At 72.9% G+C, this 23,582-nt stretch carries 16 protein-coding genes; 14 read left to right on the forward strand and 2 right to left on the reverse strand.

Annotated features, from left to right (window positions below; all coding sequences use genetic code 11):
* Positions 1-141 precede the first annotated feature (141 nt).
* The 8 genes from ACFWPI_RS31365 to ACFWPI_RS31400 all read left to right on the forward strand — a co-directional run bounded on the left by ACFWPI_RS31365 (position 142) and on the right by ACFWPI_RS31400 (position 11,955).
* A complete protein-coding gene (locus ACFWPI_RS31365) occupies positions 142-5,088 on the forward strand; it encodes an NAD-glutamate dehydrogenase (RefSeq protein ID WP_380376969.1) in 4,947 nt (1,648 codons plus the stop codon).
* 365 nt (positions 5,089-5,453) lie between these two features.
* Entirely contained in the window at positions 5,454-6,767 is a 1,314-nt protein-coding gene (locus ACFWPI_RS31370) for an ATP-binding protein (protein WP_380376966.1), read from the forward strand.
* The gene (locus tag ACFWPI_RS31375) at positions 6,764-7,174 is read left to right on the forward strand and encodes a roadblock/LC7 domain-containing protein (protein WP_063349165.1); all 411 of its coding nucleotides are present in this window, start codon (positions 6,764-6,766) and stop codon (positions 7,172-7,174) included. The genes ACFWPI_RS31370 and ACFWPI_RS31375 overlap by 4 nt, the downstream gene beginning before the upstream one ends.
* The gene (locus ACFWPI_RS31380) at positions 7,171-7,545 is read left to right on the forward strand and encodes a DUF742 domain-containing protein (RefSeq protein WP_350881090.1); all 375 of its coding nucleotides are present in this window, start codon (positions 7,171-7,173) and stop codon (positions 7,543-7,545) included. The genes ACFWPI_RS31375 and ACFWPI_RS31380 overlap by 4 nt, the downstream gene beginning before the upstream one ends.
* On the forward strand, positions 7,520-8,110 hold the full coding sequence (locus ACFWPI_RS31385) for an ATP/GTP-binding protein (protein ID WP_063349167.1): 591 nt from the start codon (positions 7,520-7,522) through the stop codon (positions 8,108-8,110). Before ACFWPI_RS31380 ends, ACFWPI_RS31385 begins: the two co-directional genes overlap by 26 nt.
* Before the next feature lie 73 nt (positions 8,111-8,183).
* Positions 8,184-9,569 (forward strand): cytochrome P450, encoded by a 1,386-nt coding sequence (locus ACFWPI_RS31390; RefSeq protein ID WP_380376963.1) that lies wholly within the window; start codon positions 8,184-8,186, stop codon positions 9,567-9,569.
* 266 nt (positions 9,570-9,835) lie between these two features.
* Entirely contained in the window at positions 9,836-11,026 is a 1,191-nt protein-coding gene (locus tag ACFWPI_RS31395) for a cytochrome P450 (RefSeq protein WP_380376996.1), read from the forward strand.
* Entirely contained in the window at positions 11,023-11,955 is a 933-nt protein-coding gene (locus tag ACFWPI_RS31400; RefSeq protein WP_380376961.1) for an enoyl-CoA hydratase/isomerase family protein, read from the forward strand. The genes ACFWPI_RS31395 and ACFWPI_RS31400 overlap by 4 nt, the downstream gene beginning before the upstream one ends.
* A gap of 139 nt (positions 11,956-12,094) precedes the next feature.
* Here the strand turns inward: ACFWPI_RS31400 and ACFWPI_RS31405 are convergent, their stop codons facing one another.
* Entirely contained in the window at positions 12,095-15,052 is a 2,958-nt protein-coding gene (locus ACFWPI_RS31405; protein ID WP_380376959.1) for an FtsK/SpoIIIE domain-containing protein, read from the reverse strand.
* A gap of 320 nt (positions 15,053-15,372) precedes the next feature.
* On the opposite strand from ACFWPI_RS31405, the gene ACFWPI_RS31410 reads away from it, so the two are divergent.
* The 3 genes from ACFWPI_RS31410 (at position 15,373) to prfB (ending at position 19,940) form a co-directional block, all read left to right on the forward strand.
* Entirely contained in the window at positions 15,373-17,262 is a 1,890-nt protein-coding gene (locus ACFWPI_RS31410) for a serine/threonine-protein kinase (RefSeq protein WP_380376956.1), read from the forward strand.
* A gap of 228 nt (positions 17,263-17,490) precedes the next feature.
* A complete protein-coding gene (locus ACFWPI_RS31415) occupies positions 17,491-18,750 on the forward strand; it encodes a serine/threonine-protein kinase (RefSeq protein WP_063349170.1) in 1,260 nt (419 codons plus the stop codon).
* Positions 18,751-18,830: 80 nt separating this feature from the next.
* Positions 18,831-19,940 carry a peptide chain release factor 2 gene (gene prfB, locus ACFWPI_RS31420; protein ID WP_380343626.1) on the forward strand — a complete coding sequence of 370 codons (1,110 nt, stop codon included), beginning with the start codon at positions 18,831-18,833 and terminating at the stop codon, positions 19,938-19,940.
* 154 nt (positions 19,941-20,094) lie between these two features.
* Here prfB and ACFWPI_RS31425 read toward each other — a convergent pair whose 3' ends face one another.
* Entirely contained in the window at positions 20,095-20,289 is a 195-nt protein-coding gene (locus ACFWPI_RS31425) for a hypothetical protein (protein WP_363370334.1), read from the reverse strand.
* Positions 20,290-20,638: 349 nt separating this feature from the next.
* Here ACFWPI_RS31425 and ftsE point away from each other — a divergent pair, with 349 nt between their 5' ends.
* The 3 genes from ftsE to ACFWPI_RS31440 all read left to right on the forward strand — a co-directional run bounded on the left by ftsE (position 20,639) and on the right by ACFWPI_RS31440 (position 23,573).
* A complete protein-coding gene (gene ftsE, locus ACFWPI_RS31430; RefSeq protein ID WP_063349173.1) occupies positions 20,639-21,328 on the forward strand; it encodes a cell division ATP-binding protein FtsE in 690 nt (229 codons plus the stop codon).
* Positions 21,329-21,414: 86 nt separating this feature from the next.
* Positions 21,415-22,326 carry a permease-like cell division protein FtsX gene (gene ftsX, locus ACFWPI_RS31435; protein WP_350881111.1) on the forward strand — a complete coding sequence of 304 codons (912 nt, stop codon included), beginning with the start codon at positions 21,415-21,417 and terminating at the stop codon, positions 22,324-22,326.
* Between the two features lie 110 nt (positions 22,327-22,436).
* Positions 22,437-23,573: a S41 family peptidase gene (locus ACFWPI_RS31440; RefSeq protein WP_380380779.1), complete on the forward strand. Its 1,137-nt coding sequence runs from the start codon at positions 22,437-22,439 to the stop codon at positions 23,571-23,573.
* Positions 23,574-23,582: the final 9 nt, after the last annotated feature.

A 23,582-nucleotide genomic window follows, 5' to 3' on the forward strand; every position in this document is an offset into this window, starting at 1 on the left:
GTCCTACCCATTGCGAAGGAATTTCATGCGCGCCATGAAGCCTTTTCAGTCGGAAGGTGCGGCAGGATTGCGAGTGACCCGTCGGTGTACACCCACACACCACCGAGTCACGCAACGGCGCGCGACAGGAGCCAAGAAGTCATGCAGACCAAGCTGGACGCAGCCAAGGCCGACCTGCTCAAGAAAGCAGCCGCAGCCGCTGAGAACAGCCAGGTGGGGGGAGCGGCGCCGGGGGAAGGTCTGAGCAACGGCGCTCTGACCGCGTACCTGCACCACTACTACCTCCACACCGCGCCCGAGGACCTGGTCGACCGCGACCCGGTCGACGTCTACGGCGCGGCGGCCTCCCACTACCGGCTGGGCCTCAAGCGCCCGCAGGGCACCGCCGAGGTGCGGGTGCACACCCCCTCGGTCGAGGAGAACGCCTGGTCCTGCGGCCACACCGTGGTCGAGGTCGTCACCGACGACATGCCCTTCCTGGTCGACTCCGTCACCAACGAGCTGTCCCGCCAGGACCGCGCCATCCACGTCGTGATCCACCCCCAGCTGGTCGTCCGCCGTGACATCACCGGCAAGCTGCTGGAGATCCTGGACGTCGACGCCTGCTCCCGCAGCCAGGCCGCCGGCGCCGAGTGGCCCGCCGACGCGAGCGTCGAGTCGTGGATGCACATCGAGATCGACCGCGAGACCGACCGCGACGACCTGCGCGCGATCGAGGCCGACCTGCGCCGGGTGCTCGGCGACGTCCGCGAGGTCGTCGAGGACTGGAGCAAGATGCGCGAGAGCGCGCTGCGCCTGGCCGACGAGCTCGCCGAGGAGCCCCCGACCGGCCTGCCCGAGCAGGAGGTCGGCGAGGCCTGGGAGCTGATGCGCTGGCTCGCCGACGACCACTTCACCTTCCTCGGCTACCGCGAGTACGACCTGGTCGGGCACGAGGGCGAGGAGGTCCTGAAGGCCGTCGCCGGGACCGGCCTCGGCATCCTGCGTTCCGACCCGCGCGGCCACGACGACCACCACCACCCGGCCAGCGAGGCCTTCGGCCGCCTCTCCGCGCCGGTCCGCGCCAAGGCCCACGAGAAGAAGCTGCTCGTCCTCACCAAGGCCAACAGCCGCTCCACCGTGCACCGCCCGTCCTACCTGGACTACGTCGGCGTGAAGAAGTTCAACGCCGCCGGCGAGCCGATCGGCGAGCGCCGCTTCCTCGGCCTGTTCTCCTCCGCCGCCTACACCGAGTCGGTCACCCGCATCCCGGTCGTGCGCCGCAAGGTGCAGGAGGTGCTCGAAGGCTCCGGCTTCTCCAGCGAGAGCCACGACGGCCGCGACCTGCTGCAGATCATGGAGACCTTCCCGCGGGACGAGATGTTCCAGACCGCGGCGTCCGAACTGATCTCCATCGCCACCAGCGTGCTGTACCTCCAGGAGCGCCGTAAGCTGCGGCTCTTCCTGCGCCAGGACGAGTACGGGCGCTACTTCTCCGCGTTCATCTACCTGCCGCGCGACCGCTACACCACCCGGATCCGGCTGCTGCTCACCGACATCCTCAAGGAAGAGCTGAACGGCGCCACCATCGACTACACGGTGTACGCCACCGAGTCGGTGCTGACCCGTCTGCACTTCGTGGTCCGCGTCGCCCCCGGCACCGAACTGCCGCAGCTCACCGACTCCGACATCGAGCGGATCGAGAACCGCCTCGCCGAGGCCGCCCGGTTCTGGATGGACGGCTTCCACGACCAGCTGCACACCGAACTGGGCGAGGAGAAGGCCGCCGAGCTCGGCCACAAGTACGCCAACGCCTTCCCCGACGGCTACCGCGCCGACTTCCCGCCGCGCACCGCCGTCGCCGACATCAAGCAGATCGAGTCGCTGCACGGCGAGGGCGACTTCCGCCTCAACCTGTACCAGCCGGTCGGTGCCGGCGCCGACGAGCGCCGCTTCAAGGTCTACCGGGTCGGCGGCCCGATCTCGCTGACCGAGGTCCTGCCGGTGCTCCAGCGCCTGGGCGTCGAGGTGCTGGACGAGCACCCGTACGCGCTGCGCCGCTCCGACGACACCACCGCGTGGGTGTACGACTTCGGCCTGAAGCTGCGCGAGGCCACCGAGCTCACCGACGAGGCCCGCGAGCGCTTCCAGGAGACCTTCGCCGCCACCTGGACCGGCAAGGCCGAGAACGACGGCTTCAACGAGCTGGTCCTCACCGCCGGGCTGACCTGGCGCCAGGCGACGGTGCTGCGCGCGTACGCCAAGTACCTGCGCCAGGCGGGCTCCACGTTCTCCCAGGACTACATGGAGGACGCGCTCCGCAACAACACCCACACCACCCGGCTGCTGGTCAACCTGTTCGAGGCCCGGCTGAGCCCCAGCCACCAGCAGGGCGCCGCCGAGCTGACCGAGGGCATCCTGGAGGAGCTGTCCGGCGCGCTCGACGAGGTCGTCTCGCTGGACGAGGACCGCATCCTGCGCTCCTTCCTGCACCTCATCACGGCCACCCTGCGGACCAACTTCTTCCAGCACGACGGCTCCGGTGACTGGCACTCCTACGTGTCGATGAAGTTCGACCCGAAGGCCATCCCGGACCTGCCGGCCCCGCGCCCCGCGTTCGAGATCTGGGTGTACTCGCCGCAGGTCGAGGGCGTGCACCTGCGCTTCGGCAAGGTCGCCCGCGGCGGTCTGCGCTGGTCCGACCGGCGCGAGGACTTCCGCACCGAGATCCTCGGCCTGGTCAAGGCGCAGATGGTCAAGAACACCGTCATCGTGCCGGTCGGCGCCAAGGGCGGCTTCGTCGCCAAGCAGCTGCCGGACCCGTCGGTCGACCGGGACGCCTGGCTGGCCGAGGGCATCTCCTCGTACAAGACGTTCATCTCCGCGCTGCTCGACATCACCGACAACCTGGTCGCCGGCGAGGTCGTCCACCCGGCCGACGTCGTCCGCCACGACGAGGACGACACCTACCTCGTCGTCGCCGCCGACAAGGGCACCGCGACCTTCTCCGACATCGCCAACGGCGTCGCCGAGTCCTACGGCTTCTGGCTGGGCGACGCGTTCGCCTCCGGCGGCTCGGCCGGCTACGACCACAAGGGCATGGGCATCACGGCCCGCGGCGCCTGGGAGTCGGTCAAGCGCAACTTCCGCGAACTCGGCGTCGACACCCAGACCGAGGACTTCAAGGTCATCGGCATCGGCGACATGTCCGGCGACGTCTTCGGCAACGGCATGCTGCTCAGCGAGCACATCCGCCTGGTCGCCGCCTTCGACCACCGCCACATCTTCCTCGACCCGAACCCGGACGCCGCCGCCTCCTACGCCGAGCGGCGCCGGCTCTTCGAACTGCCCCGCAGCTCCTGGGACGACTACGACAAGTCGCTGATCTCGTCCGGCGGCGGCGTCTTCCCGCGCACCGCCAAGTCGATCCAGCTCAGCACGCAGGTCCGGGCCGCCCTCGGCGTCCAGGACACCCGGCTCACCCCGGCCGAGCTGATGAAGGCGATCCTCCAGGCACCGGTCGACCTGTTCTGGAACGGGGGCATCGGCACCTACGTCAAGGCCTCCACCGAGACCAACGCCGAGGTCGGCGACAAGGCCAACGACGCCATCCGCGTCAACGGCGACCAGGTCCGGGCCCGCGTCATCGGCGAGGGCGGCAACCTCGGCTGCACCCAGCTCGGCCGCATCGAGTACGCCGCGGTCGGCGGCCCCGAGAGCGCCGGCGGCTGGATCAACACCGACGCCATCGACAACTCGGCCGGCGTGGACACCTCGGACCACGAGGTCAACATCAAGATCCTGCTCAACCAGGTCGTCACCGACGGCGACATGACGGTCAAGCAGCGCAACGTCCTGCTCGCCGAGATGACCGACGAGGTCGGCCACCTGGTGCTGCGCAACAACTACGCGCAGAACGTGGTGCTGGCCAACGCCGTCGCCCAGGCGCACAGCATGGTCAACGTCCACTCCCGGATGATCAACCGCTTCGAGCGGGCCGGCCGGCTCGACCGGGGCCTGGAGTTCCTGCCCGCCGAGCGCCAGATCCGCGAGCGCCAGCAGGGCGGCCGCGGCCTGTCGCAGCCGGAGATGTCCGTCCTGCTCGCGTACACCAAGATCATCCTGGCCGACGAGCTGCTGGCCACCGACCTGCCGGACGACCCGTACTTCCGCACCGCGCTGCACGACTACTTCCCGAGCGCGCTGCGGGCGAAGTTCGCCGACGCGATCGACAACCACGCGCTGCGCCGCGAGATCATCACCACGCTGATCGTCAACGACACGATCAACCGCGGTGGTTGCACCTTCGCCTTCCGCCTGAAGGAGGAGACCGGCGCGACCTACGAGGAGATCGCCCGGACGCACACCGCCGCGCGGGCCGTCTTCGGCCTGGAGGAGATCTGGGCCGAGATCGAGGGCCTGGACAACAAGGTCCCGGCCCGGATCCAGACCAAGATGCGGCTGCACTCGCGGCGCCTGGTCGAGCGCGCCACCCGGTGGATGCTCAACAACCGCCGCCAGCCGCTCGACATCGCCGGCACCATCGAGTTCTTCCACGACCGGGTCAGCCAGGTCTGGGGCTCGCTGCCCAAGCCGCTGCGCGGCGAGGACCTGACCTGGTTCGAGGGCATCCAGGGCGAGCTCGCCGCGGCCGGCGTGCCGGACGAGCTGGTCACCCGGATCGCCGGGCTGTCCTCGGTCTTCCCGACCCTGGACATCACCGAGGTCGCGGACCGCTCCGGCAAGGACGTCGCCGAGGTCGCCGAGCTCTACTACGACCTGGGCGACCGCCTGCAGATCTCGCACCTGCTCGACCGCATCATCGACCTGCCCCGCACCGACCGCTGGTCGTCCATGGCCCGGGCCGCGATCCGCGAGGACCTCTTCGCGGCGCACGCGGCGCTGACCGCCGACATCCTGGCCTGCGGCCCCGAGGGCGCCACCCCCGAGGAGCGCTACACCGCCTGGGCGGACCTCAACTCCACCCTGCTGAACCGCGCCAAGAGCACCCTCGACGACATAAGGGGTTCGGACAACTACGAGCTGTCCAGCCTCTCGGTCGCGATGCGCGTCATCCGCACCCTCCTGCGCACGGGTTCCATGCGCTGACGGCAGGCGGCACAGCAGGGCGGCGGATTCCGGACGGTGACGGAGCCATCACGCTGCGCGCGAGCCGGGGTGGGGTCGGGAAGTGTCCCCGCGATTAACGTCGCGCTACGAAGTCCGCCCATTCCCACCGGAGTTCCCGTCCGGTCGCGAAATTTCGCCCCAACTGCCCTTTTTGGCAGCTGTTCTGACCTACCAGGAGTTGCAGTAGGCTGACCCCGCGATAGGCGTCGCCGCAGGTCCCGTGCCGGAAAGCACCGCGATGTGATGTGACATCAGGTGTCTTTCGGAGGGGGTTCAGGCCGCCAGTCCCATTCGCGCCTCGGGGCCCGGACCGGCTCCACACGGTGCCACCTGAAGAGAGTTTCATGACGTCATTTGTGCAGGAACCCTTTTTCTGGGTCTTCATCGTGGTGATGCTCGCAGCCGTCGGAGCGGCCCTCCAGGCCCGCAGGACGAACCTCGCCCTGCGGAGGCGAAACGTTTCCCTGGAGGAGGCCGGCGCCCTGGCGCAGCGGCAGCGCGACGAGTTCGCCGTGCTGCACGACCAGCTGCGGAACCAGCACGCATCCGAGCTGACGGACGTCCGCCGCGACGCCGAGGAGGACACCAAGGCCGTCCTCAAGGCGGCGATGCGGACGCTGCAGGGCCTGGCCGACGAGCAGCAGGTCGTCATCGACAAGGTGCAGCGGAAGTACGGCGACAGCCCGCAGATCCTGGCCGACCTGATGACGATCGACCACACGAACAGCCAGTTCGGCCGACGCGCCCAGGGCATCGCGGTGCTCTGCGGCGGCTGGCTGGGCCGCCGTGAGAGCGTCGCCTCGGTCTACGACGTGGTCCGCAGCGCCCAGGGCCGGATCCGGCACTTCGACCGGGTGCGGATCCACTCCCAGGTCAGCGTCGCGCTCGTCAGCAAGGTCGTCGAGCCCGTCGCCGTCGTGCTGTCCGAGCTGCTCGCCAACGCGACCAACTACTCCGCCCCGGACACCCCGGTGGAGGTCAGCGTCCAGGCCGTCCCCACCGGCGTCTGCCTGATCGTCGACGACGCCGGCCTCGGCATGGGCCAGGAGGAGAAGGACCGCGCGGCGGTGCTCCTGAACCCGGGCGCGCCGATCGGCCTCACCAGCCTGGGCAACCCCCCGAAGTTCGGCTTCGCCGTCTCCGGCATGCTGGCCGCCCGCTACGGCTTCCGGGTCTCCGTCGACTCGGTCTCCCCGTACGGGGGCGTGCGGGCCGTGGTGCTGCTGCCGGCCGAGCTGCTCAGCAGCGAGGTCGCGGCCCCGGCCCCGGCCGCCGCCGTGCACGGCGAGCACCAGGCCGCGCACGGTGACCACCAGGGCGCGGGCGGCGACTACCAGGCCCCGCCGGCGGAGCAGCCCGCGCAGGCGTGGGCGCAGGCCCCCGGTCAGCGGCTCGTGTCGCTGCCCGAACCGGCGGCGCCGCTGGCCCCGGTGCCGGCGGCGGCGGTGACGGAACCGGAGATGACCGCGGACGGGCAGCTGCCCCGCCGCCGCCGCAACCGCCCGGTGTCCGTCCTCCCCTCCCCGCAGGACCCCGGCCGGGCCGAGGCACCGGTGCGGAGCCCCGTCCAGAACACGCCGTCCCGCCTCGGCGCGTTCCAGCGCGGCACGCTGTCCGGGCGCAACACCACGAACACGGAAGGAACCGAGATCCAGTGAGCCGCGATCTTTCCTGGGTGCTCAACGACGTACTCCAGGTACCCGGCGCCCGGCACGCCATCCTCGTCTCCGCCGACGGCCTCCTGCTCGAACGGTCCAGCGAGATAGGCCGTGACGAGGCGGAGACCAACGCCGCCGCGATGAGCTCGATGCAGTCGCTGAGCCGCGCGGTCGCTCCGTTCGTCGGCGCAGACGGCGCAGGCGCCGGGGTCTGGCGCCAGACCTTGCTGGAGTACGACCACGGCTGGATCTTCCTGATCGCGGCCGGCAGCGGCGCGTACCTGGCCGCCTCCACCGCCCCCGACGTCGACATGGAGGCGATGTCCTTCCGGATGCAGCAGCAGGTCGGCGCGCTCGGACGGGCGATGTCGGCGGCGCCGCGCCAGAGCACGCTCAGCGGCTCATGACGGCCGGCGGCGAGGAACAGCGGGTCACCGGCGGCTTCATCCGCTCCTACGTGATCACCGGTGGGCGCGAGTTACCGAGTGCGGAGGCCCTGTCTCTGATCACCTTGGTCACCGTCGCGCCCGAGCAGGACCTCCCGGCCCTGCCGAGCCCGGAGACCCGGGCGATCTGGGAGCTGTGCTCCGGCGGCTACCTCTCGGTGGCCGAGGTCGCGGCCCGGCTGGAGCTGCCGGTGGGGGTCGTGAGGCTGCTGCTGACGGACCTGATCCATGAGGGACGGTTGCTGTGCCGGTCGGCCCCGCCCCCGGCCCAGGCCCCGGATCCGAGACTTCTAGAGAAGGTACTGCATGGACTTCAACGCCGGTTCGCCTGAGGACATCTACGTCCCGGGCGCGGTGACGACCGCGGTCAAGATCCTGGTCGTGGGGCACTTCGCGGTCGGCAAGACCACGCTCATCGGGGCCTTGTCGGAGATCGCCCCGCTGAGCACCGAGGAGAGCATGACGCAGGCGTCCATCCGCGTCGACGACCTCCGCGGCGTACCGGACAAGAAGACCACGACCGTCGCCCTGGACTTCGGCCGGCTGACACTCGGCGACGACCTGGTGCTGTACCTGTTCGGCACTCCGGGGCAGCAACGGTTCATGCAGCTCTGGGAGGACATGGCGCGGGGCGCGCTGGGAGCGCTGCTGCTGGCCGACCCGACCCGCCTCGCGGACACCTTCCCCGTCATCGACCTGATCGAGCAGTACGGCCTGGAGTACGCCGTGGCGGTCAACAGCTTCGACCGGCAGGACGAGTACACCGAGGACCAGCTGCGCGAGGCACTCGACCTGCTGCCGCACACCCCGGTGGTGTTCTGCGACGCGCGGGACCAGCGCTCCTCGGCCGACGCCCTGCTGACGCTCGTCCGGCACCTGCTCGCCCGCGCCTCCTGACCTCCCCCGCGCCTCCCTCCCCGCACGCCTCCCGGGTCCGCACCCGCCCGGGGCCACCTCCAAGGAACGACCCATGGATTCTCCGCAGCGACCCGCCCCGCAGTCGCCTCCGCAGGGCTGCCCGATGCACGTCGGCGTGAGCACACCGCTCCACGGGGAGATGTTCTCGTCCGACCCCGGCGCGGTCTACGACAAGCTGCGCGCCAACGGCCCCGCCGCGCCGGTGGAGTTGGCCCCGGGGGTGGAGGCCACCCTGGTCACCTCGCACGAGGCCGCCCTGCGGGTGCTGCAGAACCCGGGGATGTTCGCCCGGGACTCGCGGCGCTGGGCGGCGCTCAACGAAGGACGGGTGCCGATGGACAGCCCCGTCCTGCCGATGATGTTCTACCGGCCCAACTGCCTCTTCACGGACGGCGCCGAACACCTGCGGCTGCGCAAGGCCGTCACCGAGAGCCTGGGTCGGCTCAACGACAACCGGCTCAACCGGCACGTCGAGCGGATCGCCGGCTACCTGATCGACCAGTTCAGTCCGCTGGGCCGGGCCGACCTGCTCAACGACTACGCCAAGCTGCTGCCGCTGCTGCTGTTCAACCAGCTGTTCGGCTGCCCGGCCGACATCGGCGACCGGCTGACCCGCAGCATGTCCGCGCTCTTCGACGGCCTCGACGTGATCCAGGCCAACGAGGAGCTGACCGCCTGCCTGATGGACCTGGTCGCGCTGAAGCGCCGCCAGCCCGGCGACGACATCACCTCGTGGCTCATCCAGCACCCGGCCGGCCTGCGGGACGAGGAGCTCAAGGACCAGCTGGTCATGCTGATGGGCGCCGGCGTCGAGCCCGAGCGCAACCTGATCGGCAACGCGCTGCTCCTGCTGCTGTCCGGCGAGGGCCGCTCCGGACTGCGCATCGAGGACGCCCTCGACGACGTGCTGTGGAACAACCCGCCGATCGCCAACTACGCCACGCACTACCCGATGCAGGACCTCGACGTGGGCGGGGTCCCGATGGACGCAGGCAGCCCGGTGGTGATCAGCTTCGCCGCCGCCAACAGCGACCCCGCGCTGACGGATGCCCGGCTGACCCTCAGCAAGGGGGCCCACCTGGCCTGGGGCGCCGGCCCGCACGCGTGCCCGGCCAAGTCTCCGGCCCAGCTGATCGCCCTGAGCGCGATCGAGTGCCTGCTCAACGCCCTCCCGGACGTCACGCTCGCGGTGCCCGCGGAGAGCGTGGAGTGGCGGCCGGGCCCGTTCCAGCGCGGCCTGGTCTCGCTGCCGGTGCGGTTCAGCCCGGCGCCCGCCCGGACCACGCGGCCGGCCGCGGGCGCGGACACCGCGCCGGGCGGGTCGCCGGTCGGCGCCGAGGCGACGCAGGCGTACCCGCAGGCCACCGCCCCCGCACCGGGCCGGGCCGGGCAGAAGAAGGGGTGGTGGAGCTCCTTCCTGGACGTCTTCCGGGTCTGACACGCCCCGGGCTCCGATCCGACGCGCCGTCGGAAGCCGTTCCGCCACCGCGGCGTGAACGGAGTCCGACGGCGGTGCGGGTACGTGACAGGGGCAACACGGATCGACGCTTGAGCGCGCTGTTGCTGGGTAGATCGCCGCCGTACTGCCCGCCCGCGCGTAAGGAGCCCCGTGTGACCGCCACGTTGGAAGCCCGCCCCGCAGACCCGGAGCGCCCGGACGGAAGGGTGGTCGACCGCCGTGCCGCCGTGCCGCTCCTGCGCAGGCTGCGGTCGGCCGAGGGACTCGCCGACCCGAGCCCGGTCTACGACGGGCTGCGGGCGCTGGGAGACCTCGTCCCGGCGCCCTGGGGCGGCTACCTGGTCACCGGGTACGACGCGTGCGACCAGGTCCTGCGCGGCAGGACCTGGCTCGTCCCCGACTTCGCCTGGCAGGAACGGCAGACCGGGACGGGGCGCTGGGACGCCGTCGCCACCCAGGAGATGAGCCGGACCCTCTCCCGGCTCAACGCCCCCGACCACACCCGGCAGCGGCGCAGCCTCGGAAACCTCTTCGACCGGAACACCCTGCGGGACATGGAGCCGCAGATCGAGGCCGACGTCGCCGAACTGCTCGACCGCCTGGCCGAGCGAATACGGACGGACGGCGAGGCGGACCTCTCCGCCCTGGTCAGCGAGCAGCTGCCGATCAACACCGTCGGGCGCTGGCTGGACATCGCGCCCGAGGACTACCCGCACATCCTGACGATGACCCACAACCAGGTGCACGCCCAGGAACTGCTGCCCACCAAGAGCCAGCTGGCGGTCTCCGAGCAGGCCACCATGGACCTGCGCGAGTACTTCACCCGCCTCGTCCGGGAGCGCCGCGACAATGACGGCGACGACGTGATCGCCGGCTGGATCCGCACCTGGGACGCGCTGGAGTCCGACCGCGAGGCCACCGACCGGATGGTCTACCAGCTCACCATGTTCGTCACCATCGCCTCGCTGGAGACCACGGCGACGCTGCTCTCCTCGCTGGTGTGGTCGCTGCTGCGGTCGCCCGGCCGGTGGGAGTGGCTGCGGGAGCGGCCGGAGCACATCGACGACGCGATCGACGAGGCGCTGCGCTACGACCCGCCGGTCCGCGTCAACAGCCGCGTCGCGGGCGAGGACACCGAGCTGGCCGGGGTGTTCCTGCCCAAGGACACCATGGTCCACGTGATGTACGGCGCGGCCAACCGCGATCCGCGCCGCAACCCGGACCCGCACACCTTCGACGTGCTCCGCCGGGGCACCCACCTCACCTTCGGCGGCGGCGCCCACTACTGCCTCGGCGCGGGCCTGGCCAGGCTGGAGGCGCGCGCCCTGCTCGGCCAGCTGCTGCGGCGCTTCCCGACCCTGAGGGTGGCGAGCCCGCCCGAGTACGCACCCCGGATGGTCTTCCACCGGGTGACGTCCCTGAGAGTGGCCGCATGAACGTGTTCCCGCAGGTTCCCCAGGTGCCCCAGGTGCCCCAGGTGCCCCAGGTTCCGCAGTACCCGCCGCACGCGGCGCAGCCGTCGTACCTCCCGTACCCGTACCCGTACCCCGAGCCCGTCGCGTCGCCCGCCCCGGAGCCCGTTCCCGCGCCCGCGGTGGCCCGTACGGTCCGTACCGAGCGCCAGGGCCCCGTGCTCCACATCGAGCTGGACAGCCCGGCGACCGGGAACGCCGTCACCTCGGCCATGCTGGACGAACTCCTCGCCGTGCTGGCCGTACCCGATCCGGCCGTGCGCGTGATCGTGCTGTCCGCGGCCGGCCGGGACTTCTGCCTCGGCGGCGACCGCGACGAACTCTTCGCGGGCCTGGAGCAGGACCCGACCGGCGGCGGCATACGGAGCTACGGGGAGAAGGCCCGCAGGGTCTGCGATGCCCTGACCAACAGCTCCGCCGTGACCGTCGCCCGGGTCCAGGGCCGGGCCACCGGCGCCGGCTTCGCCCTGGCGCTCGCCTGCGACCTGCGGGCCGGCGCCGACAACGCCGTCTTCCGGCTGCCCGAACTGGCCCTGGGCCTGCCTGTCGCCTGGGGCGGACTGCTGCCTCGGCTGCTCCACGAGGTCGGCGCGGCCCGGGTCCGCGAGATCATCCTCACCAGCCGCCCGGTCGGCGCGGTGGAGGCGCGGGAGCTCGCCATCCTGCAACGCGTCGTCCCCGAGCAGGACCTGGACGGGGCGGTCGCCGAGTGGGTCAGGCCCGTCACCCGCCGCCCCGAGGCCGCACTGCGGGTCACCAAGACGCTGCTGGCCTCCCACGCCTCGGCGACCCGGCTGGCCGACGCCTCCATGCTCGACGCCGAGCTGATGGCCTCGGTCCTGGCCGCCGCCCACTACACCCGCGGCCTCGCCGCCCAGCCCCCGGCCCACTGACCGCCAGCTGCCGTCCGCCGCCTTCGACCTCCGTCCGGTCGAGGCGGCGCGTACGTGGCTCCGCTTTCGGCGGCCCCGGCGGGGGCCGCCGGGGTGTTCGCGGTTCCTGGGAAGTGGGTGGCGCGCTGGTGCGAGCCGGTCAGTGGGCGGCCGCGCGTTGGAGGGCGCTGGCGAGGAGGGCGAGGTCGGTGGGGCCGTTGCCGAGTTCGCGGACCGGGCGGCGGGCGGGTGGGGCGCCGAGTTGGAGCGGGTCGATCGCGACGACGGTGGGGCGCAGGGTGGCGGTGCGCGGGATGCGGCCGCTGATCCGGGCGGTCTGGAAGGCGGTGACGCCGCCGTCCGGCAGGCGCAGGTAGCCGCGGCCGGGGGTGTCCTCGGGCAGGGCGGCCGCGTCGCCGAGGTGGATCAGCAGGTCGGAGTCGGCCGGGTCCTCGGTGCGCAGCGCGATGCGGAGCAGGGCGGCCTCGTCGACCTCGGTGCCGGCGCTCTCCTCCGGGTGGCCGGTGGTGACCGCGAGGTGGACGCCGAGCGGGCCGCCGTGGCGGGCGACGGCGGCGAGGGCGCGGGCGAGCGGGCGGCCGGCCGGGGAGGTGGGGGAGAGGAGGGCGTCGTAGTCGTCCACGACGACGACCAGGCGGGCGGGGCAGGGGGCGGCGGCGGGGGAGGTGACCGGCCGGGGGCCGTCGCCACCGCTGCGCGGGTGGATGATCTTCGGGGTGGCGGCGGAGGCCGCGCCGACGACGGCGGGCACCGGGACGGCCGGGTGTCCGGCGAGACTCTGTCCAGCCAGGCCCTGCCCGTCCAGGCTCTGCGCGTCCAGGCTCTGCCCGTCCAAGATGCGGGCGGCGTGCCAGGAGGCGAAGTCCAGTCCGTCGAACAGCCGCTCGCGCAGGGCGAGTTCGTCCTCCAGGGCCTCCGCGGCGAGCAGTGCGGCCCGCGGGTCGTCGGCGGCGTTCACCAGGCCGGTGACGTGCGGCAGTTCGGTGCAGCCGTCCAGGCCGTCCTCGGTGGACCGGCCCTCGATGAGGGTGACGGTGAGGCGCTCGGGGCGTTCGGAGACGGCGAGCGAGGCGACCAGGGTGCGCAGCAGCTCGGTCTTGCCGGAGCCGCGGGCGCCGCCGATGAGCAGGTGCGGGCCGCCCGGGTCGGGGGAGGGGAGGGCGAGTTCGGGGTCGGCCAGGTCGAGCGTGCAGAGTTCGTCCCGGGTGGTGCCGAGCAGCGCGGTGGCGGCGCCGATGCCGCCGGCGTGCGCCGCCCAGCGGGCGGACAGCTTGGCCGGGGTGACGGTGTCGAGCTGGAGCAGGTCGAGCAGCCGCAGTGCGTCGGGCAGCGGGCCGCGGGCGGCCGGGGCGGCCTCGCGCAGCGGGGCGAGCACGCGGGCGAGCCGTTCGGCCCAGGCGTCGGAGACGGCGTCCAGGGAGACCTCGTGCAAGGTCTCCCTGCCGCGGGCGACGGGGCGGTCGAGGGAGAGCTGGGTGCCGACCTCACCGGTGATCAGGGCGGTGGCGCCGAGGCCTCGGGGGAGCAGTTCGGGCTGCTCGGCGAGGCAGACCGGGAAGATGCCGACGGCCGGTCCCTGGCGCAGCAGCAGGTCGACGGCCTGCCGGGCGGTCTCGGTGGTCGGGCGGCCGTCCACCACGACGACGGTGGCGGGGTGGCCGCCGAGGCCGGCCGGGCCGCTGAGCCGGGCGGTGAGTTCGGTCAGCCGGGCGGTGGCCTGTTCGTCGTCGAGGCCGAGCAGCAGCCGGCAGTCCTGGCCGTCGGCGGGGCGCAGGTGGGGCAGCCAGAGGGCCCAGGCCCAGGTGTCGGCGCGTTCTTCGGGGGTGCGGGCCTGGTCGGCGTCGACGACGACCAGGCTCAGGCCGGTCGGCGGGTGCAGGGCGGCGAGCTGGGCGACGACGGCCCGGGTGAGTGCGTCCAGGCGTTCGCGCGGGCCGCTGAGGCCGAGGCTGCCGGCGGTCTGCAGGTCGAGGGTGACGGGGACGGCGGGCAGCATGGTGCCGGGTGCGGTGCCGGGGCCGCCGGGGCGGTCGGCGGTGCCCAGGCGCAGGGTGAGCGCGTCGGGGTGGCCGGGGCCGCGCTCCCAGAGCCGGGGGCCGGGGCCGACGGCGTTGAGCAGCAGGGTGGCGAGATCCGGCCACCGTTCGCGTTGGGCGGCGGCCTGGCGCAGCCGTACGGCGGTGTGGTGGCGTTCGGCGCTCTCCTGGCCGGGCGGTTCGGCGGTGCGGCCGAGTCGCAGCGAGAGCAGGCCGCGGCCGCGGCCGGGGGCCGGTTCGGGGGCGGCGGGGGGTTCGGCCACCGGCGGGGTGGGGCGGACCGGGCCTGGGGCGGCGAGCTGGAGGTGGCCGTGGCCGTCGGGCAGGGCGGCGCGGCCGGTGCCGTCGGCCGGGTCGGGGGTGGCCACGTGCAGGGTGGATTCGCCGATGCGCAGCAGGGCGCCGGCTTCCAGCGGGACGGCTTCCTCGGGGGCTCCGGGCGGGACGAGCCGACCGTCCAGGGTGGTGCCGTTGGTGGAGCCGAGGTCGCGGACGGTGATCCTGCCGTCGTCGGCGAGGTGCAGGGCCAGGTGCAGCCGGGAGACGTCGGGGTCGTCGAGCGGGACGTCGGCTTCGCCGGAGCGGCCGATCCGGATCTCCCGGCCGTGCAGCCGGTGCACTCCGCCGGCGTCCGGGCCGCCGACCACGCGAAGTTCGGCGGCGGCGGGGGTGTCGTCGGGGTCGTCGGCGGTCGGGTCGGGCTCGTTGAGGCTGAGGACGGCCCCGTCGAGGAGCGGGGGGTGGCCGAGCAGCGTGTGCTCGTCGACCCGGTGCGCCCCGGCGTACAGGTGCACGTGGGTGGCGGCCCGGGGCCCGCGCACGCCGACGGCGCCCGCGAGGGCGCCCGCGAGGGAGCCGAGCGCGGTGCCGACGGGGGCGGTGACCAGCACGTCCACGTAGGGGATGGCGGAGCCGGCGGCGGCCGGGCCGCTGCGCGGTCGGAGGACGGTCAGCCGGATCTGCATCTCGCCCGCGGGTCCCTTCTGCTGGTGTGGAGCCTGGTACCGCTGCCCGGTGTCGTCGCGGGCGCGCGGGGCGGCCGCGGCGACCCTTTGGGCCACACGAGTGGCGAGTGTCCATCCTGCCATCCGTCACGGACAGTCCGCGCACCGTACCGGATTTGACGATCTTGCGATCATCGCCATGGTGGAGGCGACGGAGGGTCAGGTCAACCGGTGCGGCGAGGGCCCCGTCGGCGGGCCCGCCGAACCGGTCCGGGAACTCCCCTAGGGGATGTCCCCCAACCCCTCCGGGATGGCCTGCCGGTCGCCCCAAAAACCTGAACGGACACCGTTAGAGTGGCCGCAGACACGGGCCCGGCAGGCTCACCGCACCGGCGGAGGAGCGCCCCGCGCGGGCGGCACGACGAGGAGTGCGACAGGTGCGGCCAGTCGGCAGCAAGTATCTGCTTGAGGAGACCCTCGGACGGGGTGCCACCGGGACGGTCTGGCGCGGCCGGGTGCGCCCCGACGTCCAGGTGCCCGGCAGCGAGCCCGGGCAGCTGGTGGCGATCAAGGTGCTGCGCGAGGAACTGGCGTCCGACCCGGACGTCGTGATGCGCTTCCTGCGCGAGCGCTCGCTGCTGCTGCGGCTGACCCACCCGAACATCGTCCGGGTCCGCGACCTGGTGGTCGAGGGCGAGCTGCTGGCCCTGGTGATGGACCTGATCGACGGCCCCGACCTGGCCCGCTACCTGCGTTCCAACGGCCCGTTCAGCCCGATCGCCGGCGCCCTGCTGATGGCCCAGGTCGCGGACGCGCTGGCGGCCAGCCACGAGGACGGGATCGTCCACCGCGACCTCAAGCCGGCCAACGTGCTGCTCGCCTCCACGGTGCTGGACGGCACCGAGCAGATGCACCCGATGCTGACCGACTTCGGCATCGCCCGCCTCGCCGACTCCCCGGGCATCACCCGCACCCACGAGTTCGTCGGCACCCCCGCCTACATCGCGCCGGAGTCCGCCGAGGGCCGCCCGCAGACCTCCGCGGTGGACGTCTACGGCGCCGGGATCATGCTGTACGAGCTGGTCACCGGCCGCCAGCCGTTCCAGGGTGACAGCGCGATCGCGCTCCTCCACGCCCACCTGGCGCAGGAGCCGCAGCGGCCCAGCACCATGCCCGAGCCGCTGTGGACGGTGATCGAGCGCTGCCTGCGCAAGGACCCGGCGCAGCGGCCGTCCGCGACCTCGCTGGCCCGCGCGCTGCGGGTGGTGGCGGCCGGCGTCGGGGTGCACGCCTCCCCGTCGGCGGTGGACGAGGCGCTCGCGGTCGGCTCGCTGCTGCTGCCGGACCCGCGCCCGACCTCCGTCCCGAGTGCCGGCGCGGGCGTCCCCGGCCTGACGCCGGCCGCCCCCGCGGCCCCGCAGTACGACCCGGCCGGGGCGACCCAGGTGATGGGCACCCAGCCGCCGCCCGCCCCGCCGTTCGGGGCCCCGGACCGCACCCAGGTGATGCCGCCCACCGTCGTGCCCCCGCCCCCGCCGGGCGCTCCGGGTGCTCCGGGCGCTCCGGCGGAGGAGACGCCGCACCCGTGGCAGACGCAGCTGCGGGCGGCCCGGGACCGCAACCAGCAGACCCAGGTCGGCTACTTCGGCCCGGAGGACTTCGAGGACCCGCAGGTCGCCCCGAGGCCCTTCCAGGCCGGGCCGGCCGGCCCCCCCGGCTACCAGCCGCAGCCGCCGGCCGGCTACCACCCGGACCAGCGGCGCCAGGGCCCGCCGCCGCCCGGGTACGCCCAGCGGCCGCCGGTGGCCCCGCCGCCCTACCAGGGCGGTCAGGGCGGTCAGGGCTACCAGGCCGGGCAGTCCGGTCACGGCGGCCCGCCGCAGCCCGGGCCCGGTGGACGCCCGCAGCCGCCCGGCGGCTACCGGCCGGCCCCGGCCGCGTACGGGCAGTCGCAGGGCGGCTACCCGCCCCCGCCCGCCCCGGTCCCGCGCCGGGCCGAGCCGCCGGCGCCGCAGCACCGCGAATCGCCGCAGCACCGCGAGCCCCCGCAGCACCGCGAATCGCCGCAGCGCCGGGACGAGCCGCGCGAGCAGGACCGCCGCGAGCCCGCCCCGCCGCGCGAGCGGCGCCCGCGCAGCCGCAACCGGATGTACATCCCCGGGCTCGGCTGCCTCAAGGGGTGCCTGGTGGTGCTGGTGGTGCTGGTGGTGGCCGGGGTGGCGCTGTGGAACTTCACGCCGCTGCCGCACTACTGGGACAACATCCAGGGCTGGTTCAACACCGTGCGCGACTGGGCGGACGCCCTGTTCGGCAGCTCGAAGAACTGACGCCGGGCCAGACCCTGCCGTGCGGGCCCGCCCGGTCCAGGGCCGGGCCCGCGCGGCGGGATTGACGCTTTGTCGACAATTCGCAAGATTTCTCGCCCGCGGCTGCCCGCCCAGGGCCCTCGGGCGGCCCGCGCGGGGCGCCGGGGCGCGTAGGTTGGTCGCTGTTGTCCCGCCCCATCGAGCGCACCGGACCCCCGGGCGCGCTCCCGCGCCGCCCACGGAGCAGCATTGGCACGCAAGATCGGCAGCCGGTACACCGTCCACCAGGTGATCGGCCGGGGTTCGGCCGGGACGGTCTGGCTCGGTGAGGGGCCCGACGGCCCGGTGGCGGTCAAGCTGCTGCGCGAGGACCTGGCCGCCGACCAGGTGCTGGTCGGCCGCTTCGTCCAGGAGCGCGCCGCGCTGACCAGCCTCGACCACCCCCGGGTGGTCGGCGTGCGTGACATGGTCGTGGACGGCAGCGACCTCGCCCTGGTGATGGAGCTGGTCCAGGGCACCGACCTGCGCTCCCGGCTGGAGCGTGACGGCGCGCTCCCGCCGCAGACCGCCGCCTCGGTCATCGCGGACGTCGCCGACGGCCTGGCCGCCGCGCACGCCGCCGGCATCGTCCACCGCGACGTCAAGCCGGAGAACGTCCTGCTCGACCTCGCCGCCGCCCCCGGCCCCGGCGGCGCCCCGCGCGCCAAGCTCACCGACTTCGGCGTGGCCCGCCTGGTCGACGCCCCGCGCCGCACCCGGGCCACCCGGATCATCGGCACCCCCGACTACCTCGCCCCGGAGATCATCGAGGGCCTGGAGCCGCGCGCCGCCGTCGACATCTACGCCCTCGCCACCGTGCTGTACGAGCTGCTGGCCGGGTTCACCCCGTTCGGCGGCGGCCACACCGGCGCGGTGCTGCGCCGGCACGTCACCGAGCAGGTGCCGCCGATCCCCGGCCTGCCGGACGGGCTGTGGCGGATCATCTCCGAGTGCCTGGCCAAGGCCCCGGCCTCCCGGCTGCGGGCCGCCGAGCTGGCGGCCCGGCTGCGCGAGCAGCTGCCCTCGCTGGCCGGCCTGCCGGTGCTGGCCGTGCCCTCCCAGGGCCGCGCCCCGGCGGAGGAGGCGCTGACCCCCGGTGAGGCCGTGTACGCCGAGGTGGACGCAGGCCCGGGAATCCACAAGCGCCGCCGGGGCCCGGCCGTCCCGCTGGTGCCCGGAGTCGCCCCCGACTCGACCCGGGACACCCACACCAGCCTGCGCCGCCCCTCCGCGGACGAGCTGGCCGCGTACGCCGCGGAGTCCCGTGCCCAGCGCACCGCCCCGGGCACCGGGCACCGCCGGGACCGGCAGGCGCTGCTGCGCCGCCGCCGGGTGCTGGCCGTCCTGCTGGCCACCGTCCTGCTGCTGGCGGGCGCCGCCGCGGCCTGGACGGCCTTCGCGGCCACCGCCCCGGACGCCGGTCACCCGGCCCGCCCGACGGTGTCCGGCACGGCCCCGCGGGCACCGTAGCGGGCCGTCGGGCGGGTACCGCGAGAGCCGGAGGACCCCGGTGTCGTCATGACCACCCCCGGAACCATTACCCTGGGGGCGTGGCAGCCGTCGATCCTTCCGAAGAGCTCAAGAACCTCGAAACGACCATGGGGTCGATCGAGGCCGTCCTCGACCTGGACAAGATCCGGGCCGACATCGCTGTCCTGGAGGAGGCGGCAGGCGCCCCCAACCTGTGGGACGACATCGCGAACGCGCAGAAGGTGACCAGCCGGCTCTCCTTCCTCCAAGGCGAACTGCGCAAGGTCGAGGGCCTGCGCAGCCGCATCGACGACCTGGGCGTGCTGTTCGAGCTGGCCGAGGCCGAGGACGACGCGGACACCCGGGTCGAGGCCGAGTCCGAACTCGTCTCCCTCCAGAAGGCGGTCGAGGAGCTGGAGGTCCGCACCCTCCTGTCCGGCGAGTACGACGCCCGCGAGGCGCTGATCAACATCCGCGCCGAGGCCGGTGGCGTCGACGCCGCCGACTTCGCCGAGCAGCTGATGCGCATGTACCTGCGCTGGGCCGAGCGGCACGGGTACCCCACCGAGGTGTACGACACCTCGTACGCCGAAGAGGCCGGCATCAAGTCCGCGACCTTCACGGTCAAGGCGCCGTACGCCTACGGCACCCTGTCGGTCGAGCAGGGCACCCACCGCCTGGTCCGCATCTCGCCCTTCGACAACCAGGGCCGCCGGCAGACCTCCTTCGCCGGTGTCGAGGTGCTCCCGGTCGTCGAGCAGTCCGACCACGTCGACATCGACGAGGGCGACCTGCGGATCGACGTCTACCGCGCCTCCGGCCCCGGCGGCCAGGGCGTCAACACCACCGACTCGGCGGTGCGCATCACGCACCTCCCGACCGGTGTCGTGGTCTCCTGCCAGAACGAGCGCTCGCAGATCCAGAACAAGGCGTCCGCGATGAACGTCCTCCAGGCGAAGCTGCTGGAGCGGCGCCGCCAGGAGGAGCGGGCGGCGATGGACGCGCTCAAGGACAGCGGCAGCTCCTGGGGCAACCAGATGCGCTCCTACGTGCTGCACCCGTACCAGATGGTCAAGGACGTCCGGACGGAGTACGAGGTCGGCAACCCGCAGGGCGTGCTGGACGGCGACATCGACGGCTTCATCGAGGCCGGCATCCGATGGAGGAAGCAGCGGGAAACCGCGAGCTGAGCGTGAGGATGCCGGCCTCGATGAACATCAAGCACAGCATCGAGGCCGGCATCCGCTGGCGCAAGCAGCGCGAGACCGCCGCGCAGTAGGCGCAGGCATGCGAAAGGGCCCCCGACCGCAGTGGTCGGGGGCCCTTTCGTATGCCTCGGTGGGTTCAGGCCAGTGCCTGCCGGGCGATCAGCGCCACCGCGAGCAGACCGGCCAGCAGGGCCAGCAGCATCGCGGGGGAGAGCGCCGCGAACGGACCCTGCTGCTCCTGCAGCCGGGCCCGGTTGGCGCGGCAGACCGCGCAGCGCCCGTCACTCACGCGGCCGTTGCAGTTGGCGCACACCAGATGGTCGCAGGTCATGCGATCTCCTCCTCGCTGCTACAGCCAACGCACCGGACGGGGCTTTGGTTCCTCTTCTTGCCCTGTGCGGGGGAGCGCCCGAACACGGACGCCACCTCCACTCTGCCAGGTTCTGACCGTTCCGGCTCCCGGGCTGTGAGATGCCTCCCAATTTTCGGGGCATAACCAGACATTCTCCCCCAGATTTCGACGGCTGTCCTGGGCGGGCCCTGCGCGCCGACCGCCGATTCGCGTATGGTCCCAGACCGGGAGCGGCCCTTTCCGCTCCCGCCACCCGCCCCAGGGCCGGGCGCCCGGGGTGGACCGACCGAGGACTGGCGCCGCCTAGGATGGCCTCCGTGATGCAGCCGTGATCAGATTCGACAACGTCTCCAAGACCTATCCCAAGCAGAACCGTCCCGCCCTGGACAACGTCTCGCTGGAGATCGAGAAGGGTGAGTTCGTCTTCCTGGTCGGCTCGTCCGGCTCGGGCAAGTCCACCTTCCTGCGCCTGTGCCTGCGCGAGGAGCGCCCCTCCACGGGCGAGGTGCACGTGCTGGGCAAGGACCTCGGCAAGCTGTCCAACTGGAAGGTGCCGCACATGCGCCGCCAGCTGGGCACCGTCTTCCAGGACTTCCGCCTGCTGCCCAACAAGACGGTCGCGCAGAACGTCGCCTTCGCCCTCGAAGTGATCGGCAAGCCCAAGAGCGCCATCAACAAGGTGGTGCCCGAGGTGCTGGAGCTGGTCGGCCTCGGCGGCAAGGAGGACCGCATGCCGGGCGAGCTGTCCGGTGGTGAGCAGCAGCGCGTGGCGATCGCCCGCGCGTTCGTGAACCGTCCGATGCTGCTGATCGCGGACGAGCCCACCGGCAACCTCGACCCGCAGAACTCGGTCGGCATCATGAAGCTGCTCGACCGCATCAACCGCACCGGCACCACGGTGCTGATGGCCACCCACGACCAGGCCATCGTCGACCAGATGCGCAAGCGCGTCATCGAGCTCGACAAGGGGCTGCTCGTCCGCGACCAGGCCCGCGGCGTCTACGGATACCAGCACTGACCGACCGGCGCAGCCGGCGCTGAACCCGTAGGGCCGTCCGCCCGCGTCGCCAGACCAGCAGTACCGACCCTGGAGTTGTTACCCGCATGCGTGCCCAGTTCGTCCTGTCGGAGATCGGTGTGGGTCTCCGCCGCAACCTGACGATGACCATCGCGGTCGTGGTCAGTGTCGCGCTCTCCCTCGCCCTGGCCGGTTCCTCGCTCCTGGTCCGCGACCAGGTGAACTCCATGAAGGGGTACTGGTACGACAAGGTCGAGGTGAGCATCTACTTCTGCACCAAGTCGGACGCGCGCAACTCGCCGCAGTGCGACAAGGGTGCGGCCACCGACCAGCAGGTGCAGGACATCAAGGCCCAGCTGGACAAGATGGACTCGGTGGTCCAGTCGTCGACCTTCGAGAGCTCCGCCGAGGCGTACAAGCACTGGAAGGAGATGAACCCGGACAACCCGCTCATCTCCGTCCTGGGCCCGGACGCGATGCCGCAGTCCTGGCGGGTCAAGCTGAACGACCCGACCAAGTACGACGTCATCCAGAGCGCCTTCGCCGGCAAACCCGGCGTCAAGTCGGTGGAGGACCAGCGGAAGATCCTGGAGAACCTGTTCGGCCTGCTCAACGGCCTCCAGACGGCGGCCTTCGTGATCATGGTGCTGATGCTGTTCGTCGCCCTGCTGCTGATCGTCAACACCGTCCGGGTGTCGGCGTACAGCAGGCGGCGCGAAACCGGCATCATGCGCCTGGTCGGTGCCTCGAACTTCTACGTCCAGATGCCGTTCATCGCCGAGGCCGCGTTCTCCGCGCTGCTCGGCGCGGCCATGGCCTCCGGGCTGCTGGTCGGCGGGCACTTCTTCGTCCAGAACTGGCTGGCCGACCGGGTGCAGTTCATCCACTTCATCGGCCTCGGCTCGGTGCTCGCGGTGATACCGCTGCTGATCGTGGTCGGTATGGGCATGGCCGGCGTGGCGGCGTTCTTCACCCTGCGCAAGTACCTCAAGGTCTGACCACCTCCGGCCCCGGCGGCCCCGGACGGCACTGCGCCGTCCGGGGCCGCCGTCGTTTCGCCCGCCGTTGTGGCCCGTCGCGCCCGACACGGTGTCTACACTCCGGTGCCATGCTGGAAACTCCGCGCAGGGCACGTCAGGTGGCCACCCTCAGCCTGGTGTTCGGCGTCGTGCTGATCGCCGGGGCCGCCACCGGCGCCTGGGGCGACCCGCCACGGCACCCGGCCGCCGGCGCCGCCCCGGTCGGGGGCGCCGCCCCGGGCCTCCCGGCGGACCCGGCCGGCACCGCGCTGTCCGAGCAGCAGGCCGAGCACCTGCTCGGGGCCAACGGCGACCGCTGGGGCGCGTACTACAGCGCCCAGGAGTACGCCGCGTTCAGCCAGGGACTGGACGGCCGCTACCTGGGCGTCGGGCTCTCGGTCGGCCGCGGCGAGGACGGCGCCACCGCGGTCTCCCAGGTCGCGCCCGCCGGGCCCGCCGCCACGGCCGGGATCGAGGCCGGCGACCGGCTGCTGCGGATCGACCAGGACCAGGCCGACCACCTGCCGGTCACCGAGGTGGTGGCCCGGCTGCGCGGGCGCGACGGCGAGCGCGGGGTGGGCTCCGAGGTCACCCTCGCCGTGCGGCGCGGTGCCGGCGAGGTCCGCGAACTGCGGCTGCGGCGCGCCCTGTTGGACAGCCGGCAGGTCACCGCCGAGCAGCTGGAGAAGGGCGTGCTGCGGATCGCCGTACGGGCCTTCACCAGCGGCGTGTCCGATCAGGTGCGCGCCGCTCTGCGCGCCCCGCACGCCGGTGTGGTGCTCGATCTGCGCGGCAACTCGGGCGGGTTGGTCGAGGAGGCCGCCGGCACCGCCGGGATCTTCCTGGACGGCGGCCCGGTCGGCTCGTACCAGGAGCGCGGCGAGACCAGGGAGTTGACCGCCCCGCCCGGGGGCGACCAGCGCACCCCGCTGGTGGTGCTGGTCGACGGCGGCACGATGAGCGCCGCCGAACTGCTCACCGGCGCGCTCCAGGACCGCAGCCGCGCCGTGGTGGTGGGCTCCCGGACCTTCGGCAAGGGCACCGTCCAGCAGCCCAGCCGGCTCGCCGACGGCGCCGTGCTGGAGCTGACCGTCGGCCGCTACTACACCCCGGCCGGCCGCTCCCCGGAGGGCTCCGGCCTGACCCCGGACGTCCCGGCGGCGGCCGGCGAGGACGCCGACGCGCTCGCCCTGCGGGTGCTGGCCGGGCTCGGCACCCGCGCCTAAAGGGGCTGC

The sequence above is a fragment of the Kitasatospora sp. NPDC058492 genome (assembly GCF_042720685.1).
Taxonomy (GTDB): Bacteria; Actinomycetota; Actinomycetes; order Streptomycetales; family Streptomycetaceae; genus Kitasatospora.

Coding starts and splice junctions, on each gene's coding strand:
- ACFWPI_RS31365 (WP_380376969.1), top strand. CDS start 142: ATGCAGACCAAGCTGGACGCAGCCAAGGCCGACCTGCTCAAGAAAGCA.
- ACFWPI_RS31370 (WP_380376966.1), top strand. CDS start 5,454: ATGACGTCATTTGTGCAGGAACCCTTTTTCTGGGTCTTCATCGTGGTG.
- ACFWPI_RS31380 (WP_350881090.1), top strand. CDS start 7,171: ATGACGGCCGGCGGCGAGGAACAGCGGGTCACCGGCGGCTTCATCCGC.
- ACFWPI_RS31385 (WP_063349167.1), top strand. CDS start 7,520: ATGGACTTCAACGCCGGTTCGCCTGAGGACATCTACGTCCCGGGCGCG.
- ACFWPI_RS31390 (WP_380376963.1), top strand. CDS start 8,184: ATGGATTCTCCGCAGCGACCCGCCCCGCAGTCGCCTCCGCAGGGCTGC.
- ACFWPI_RS31400 (WP_380376961.1), top strand. CDS start 11,023: ATGAACGTGTTCCCGCAGGTTCCCCAGGTGCCCCAGGTGCCCCAGGTG.
- ACFWPI_RS31425 (WP_363370334.1), bottom strand. CDS start 20,289: ATGACCTGCGACCATCTGGTGTGCGCCAACTGCAACGGCCGCGTGAGT.
- ftsX (WP_350881111.1), top strand. CDS start 21,415: ATGCGTGCCCAGTTCGTCCTGTCGGAGATCGGTGTGGGTCTCCGCCGC.
- ACFWPI_RS31440 (WP_380380779.1), top strand. CDS start 22,437: ATGCTGGAAACTCCGCGCAGGGCACGTCAGGTGGCCACCCTCAGCCTG.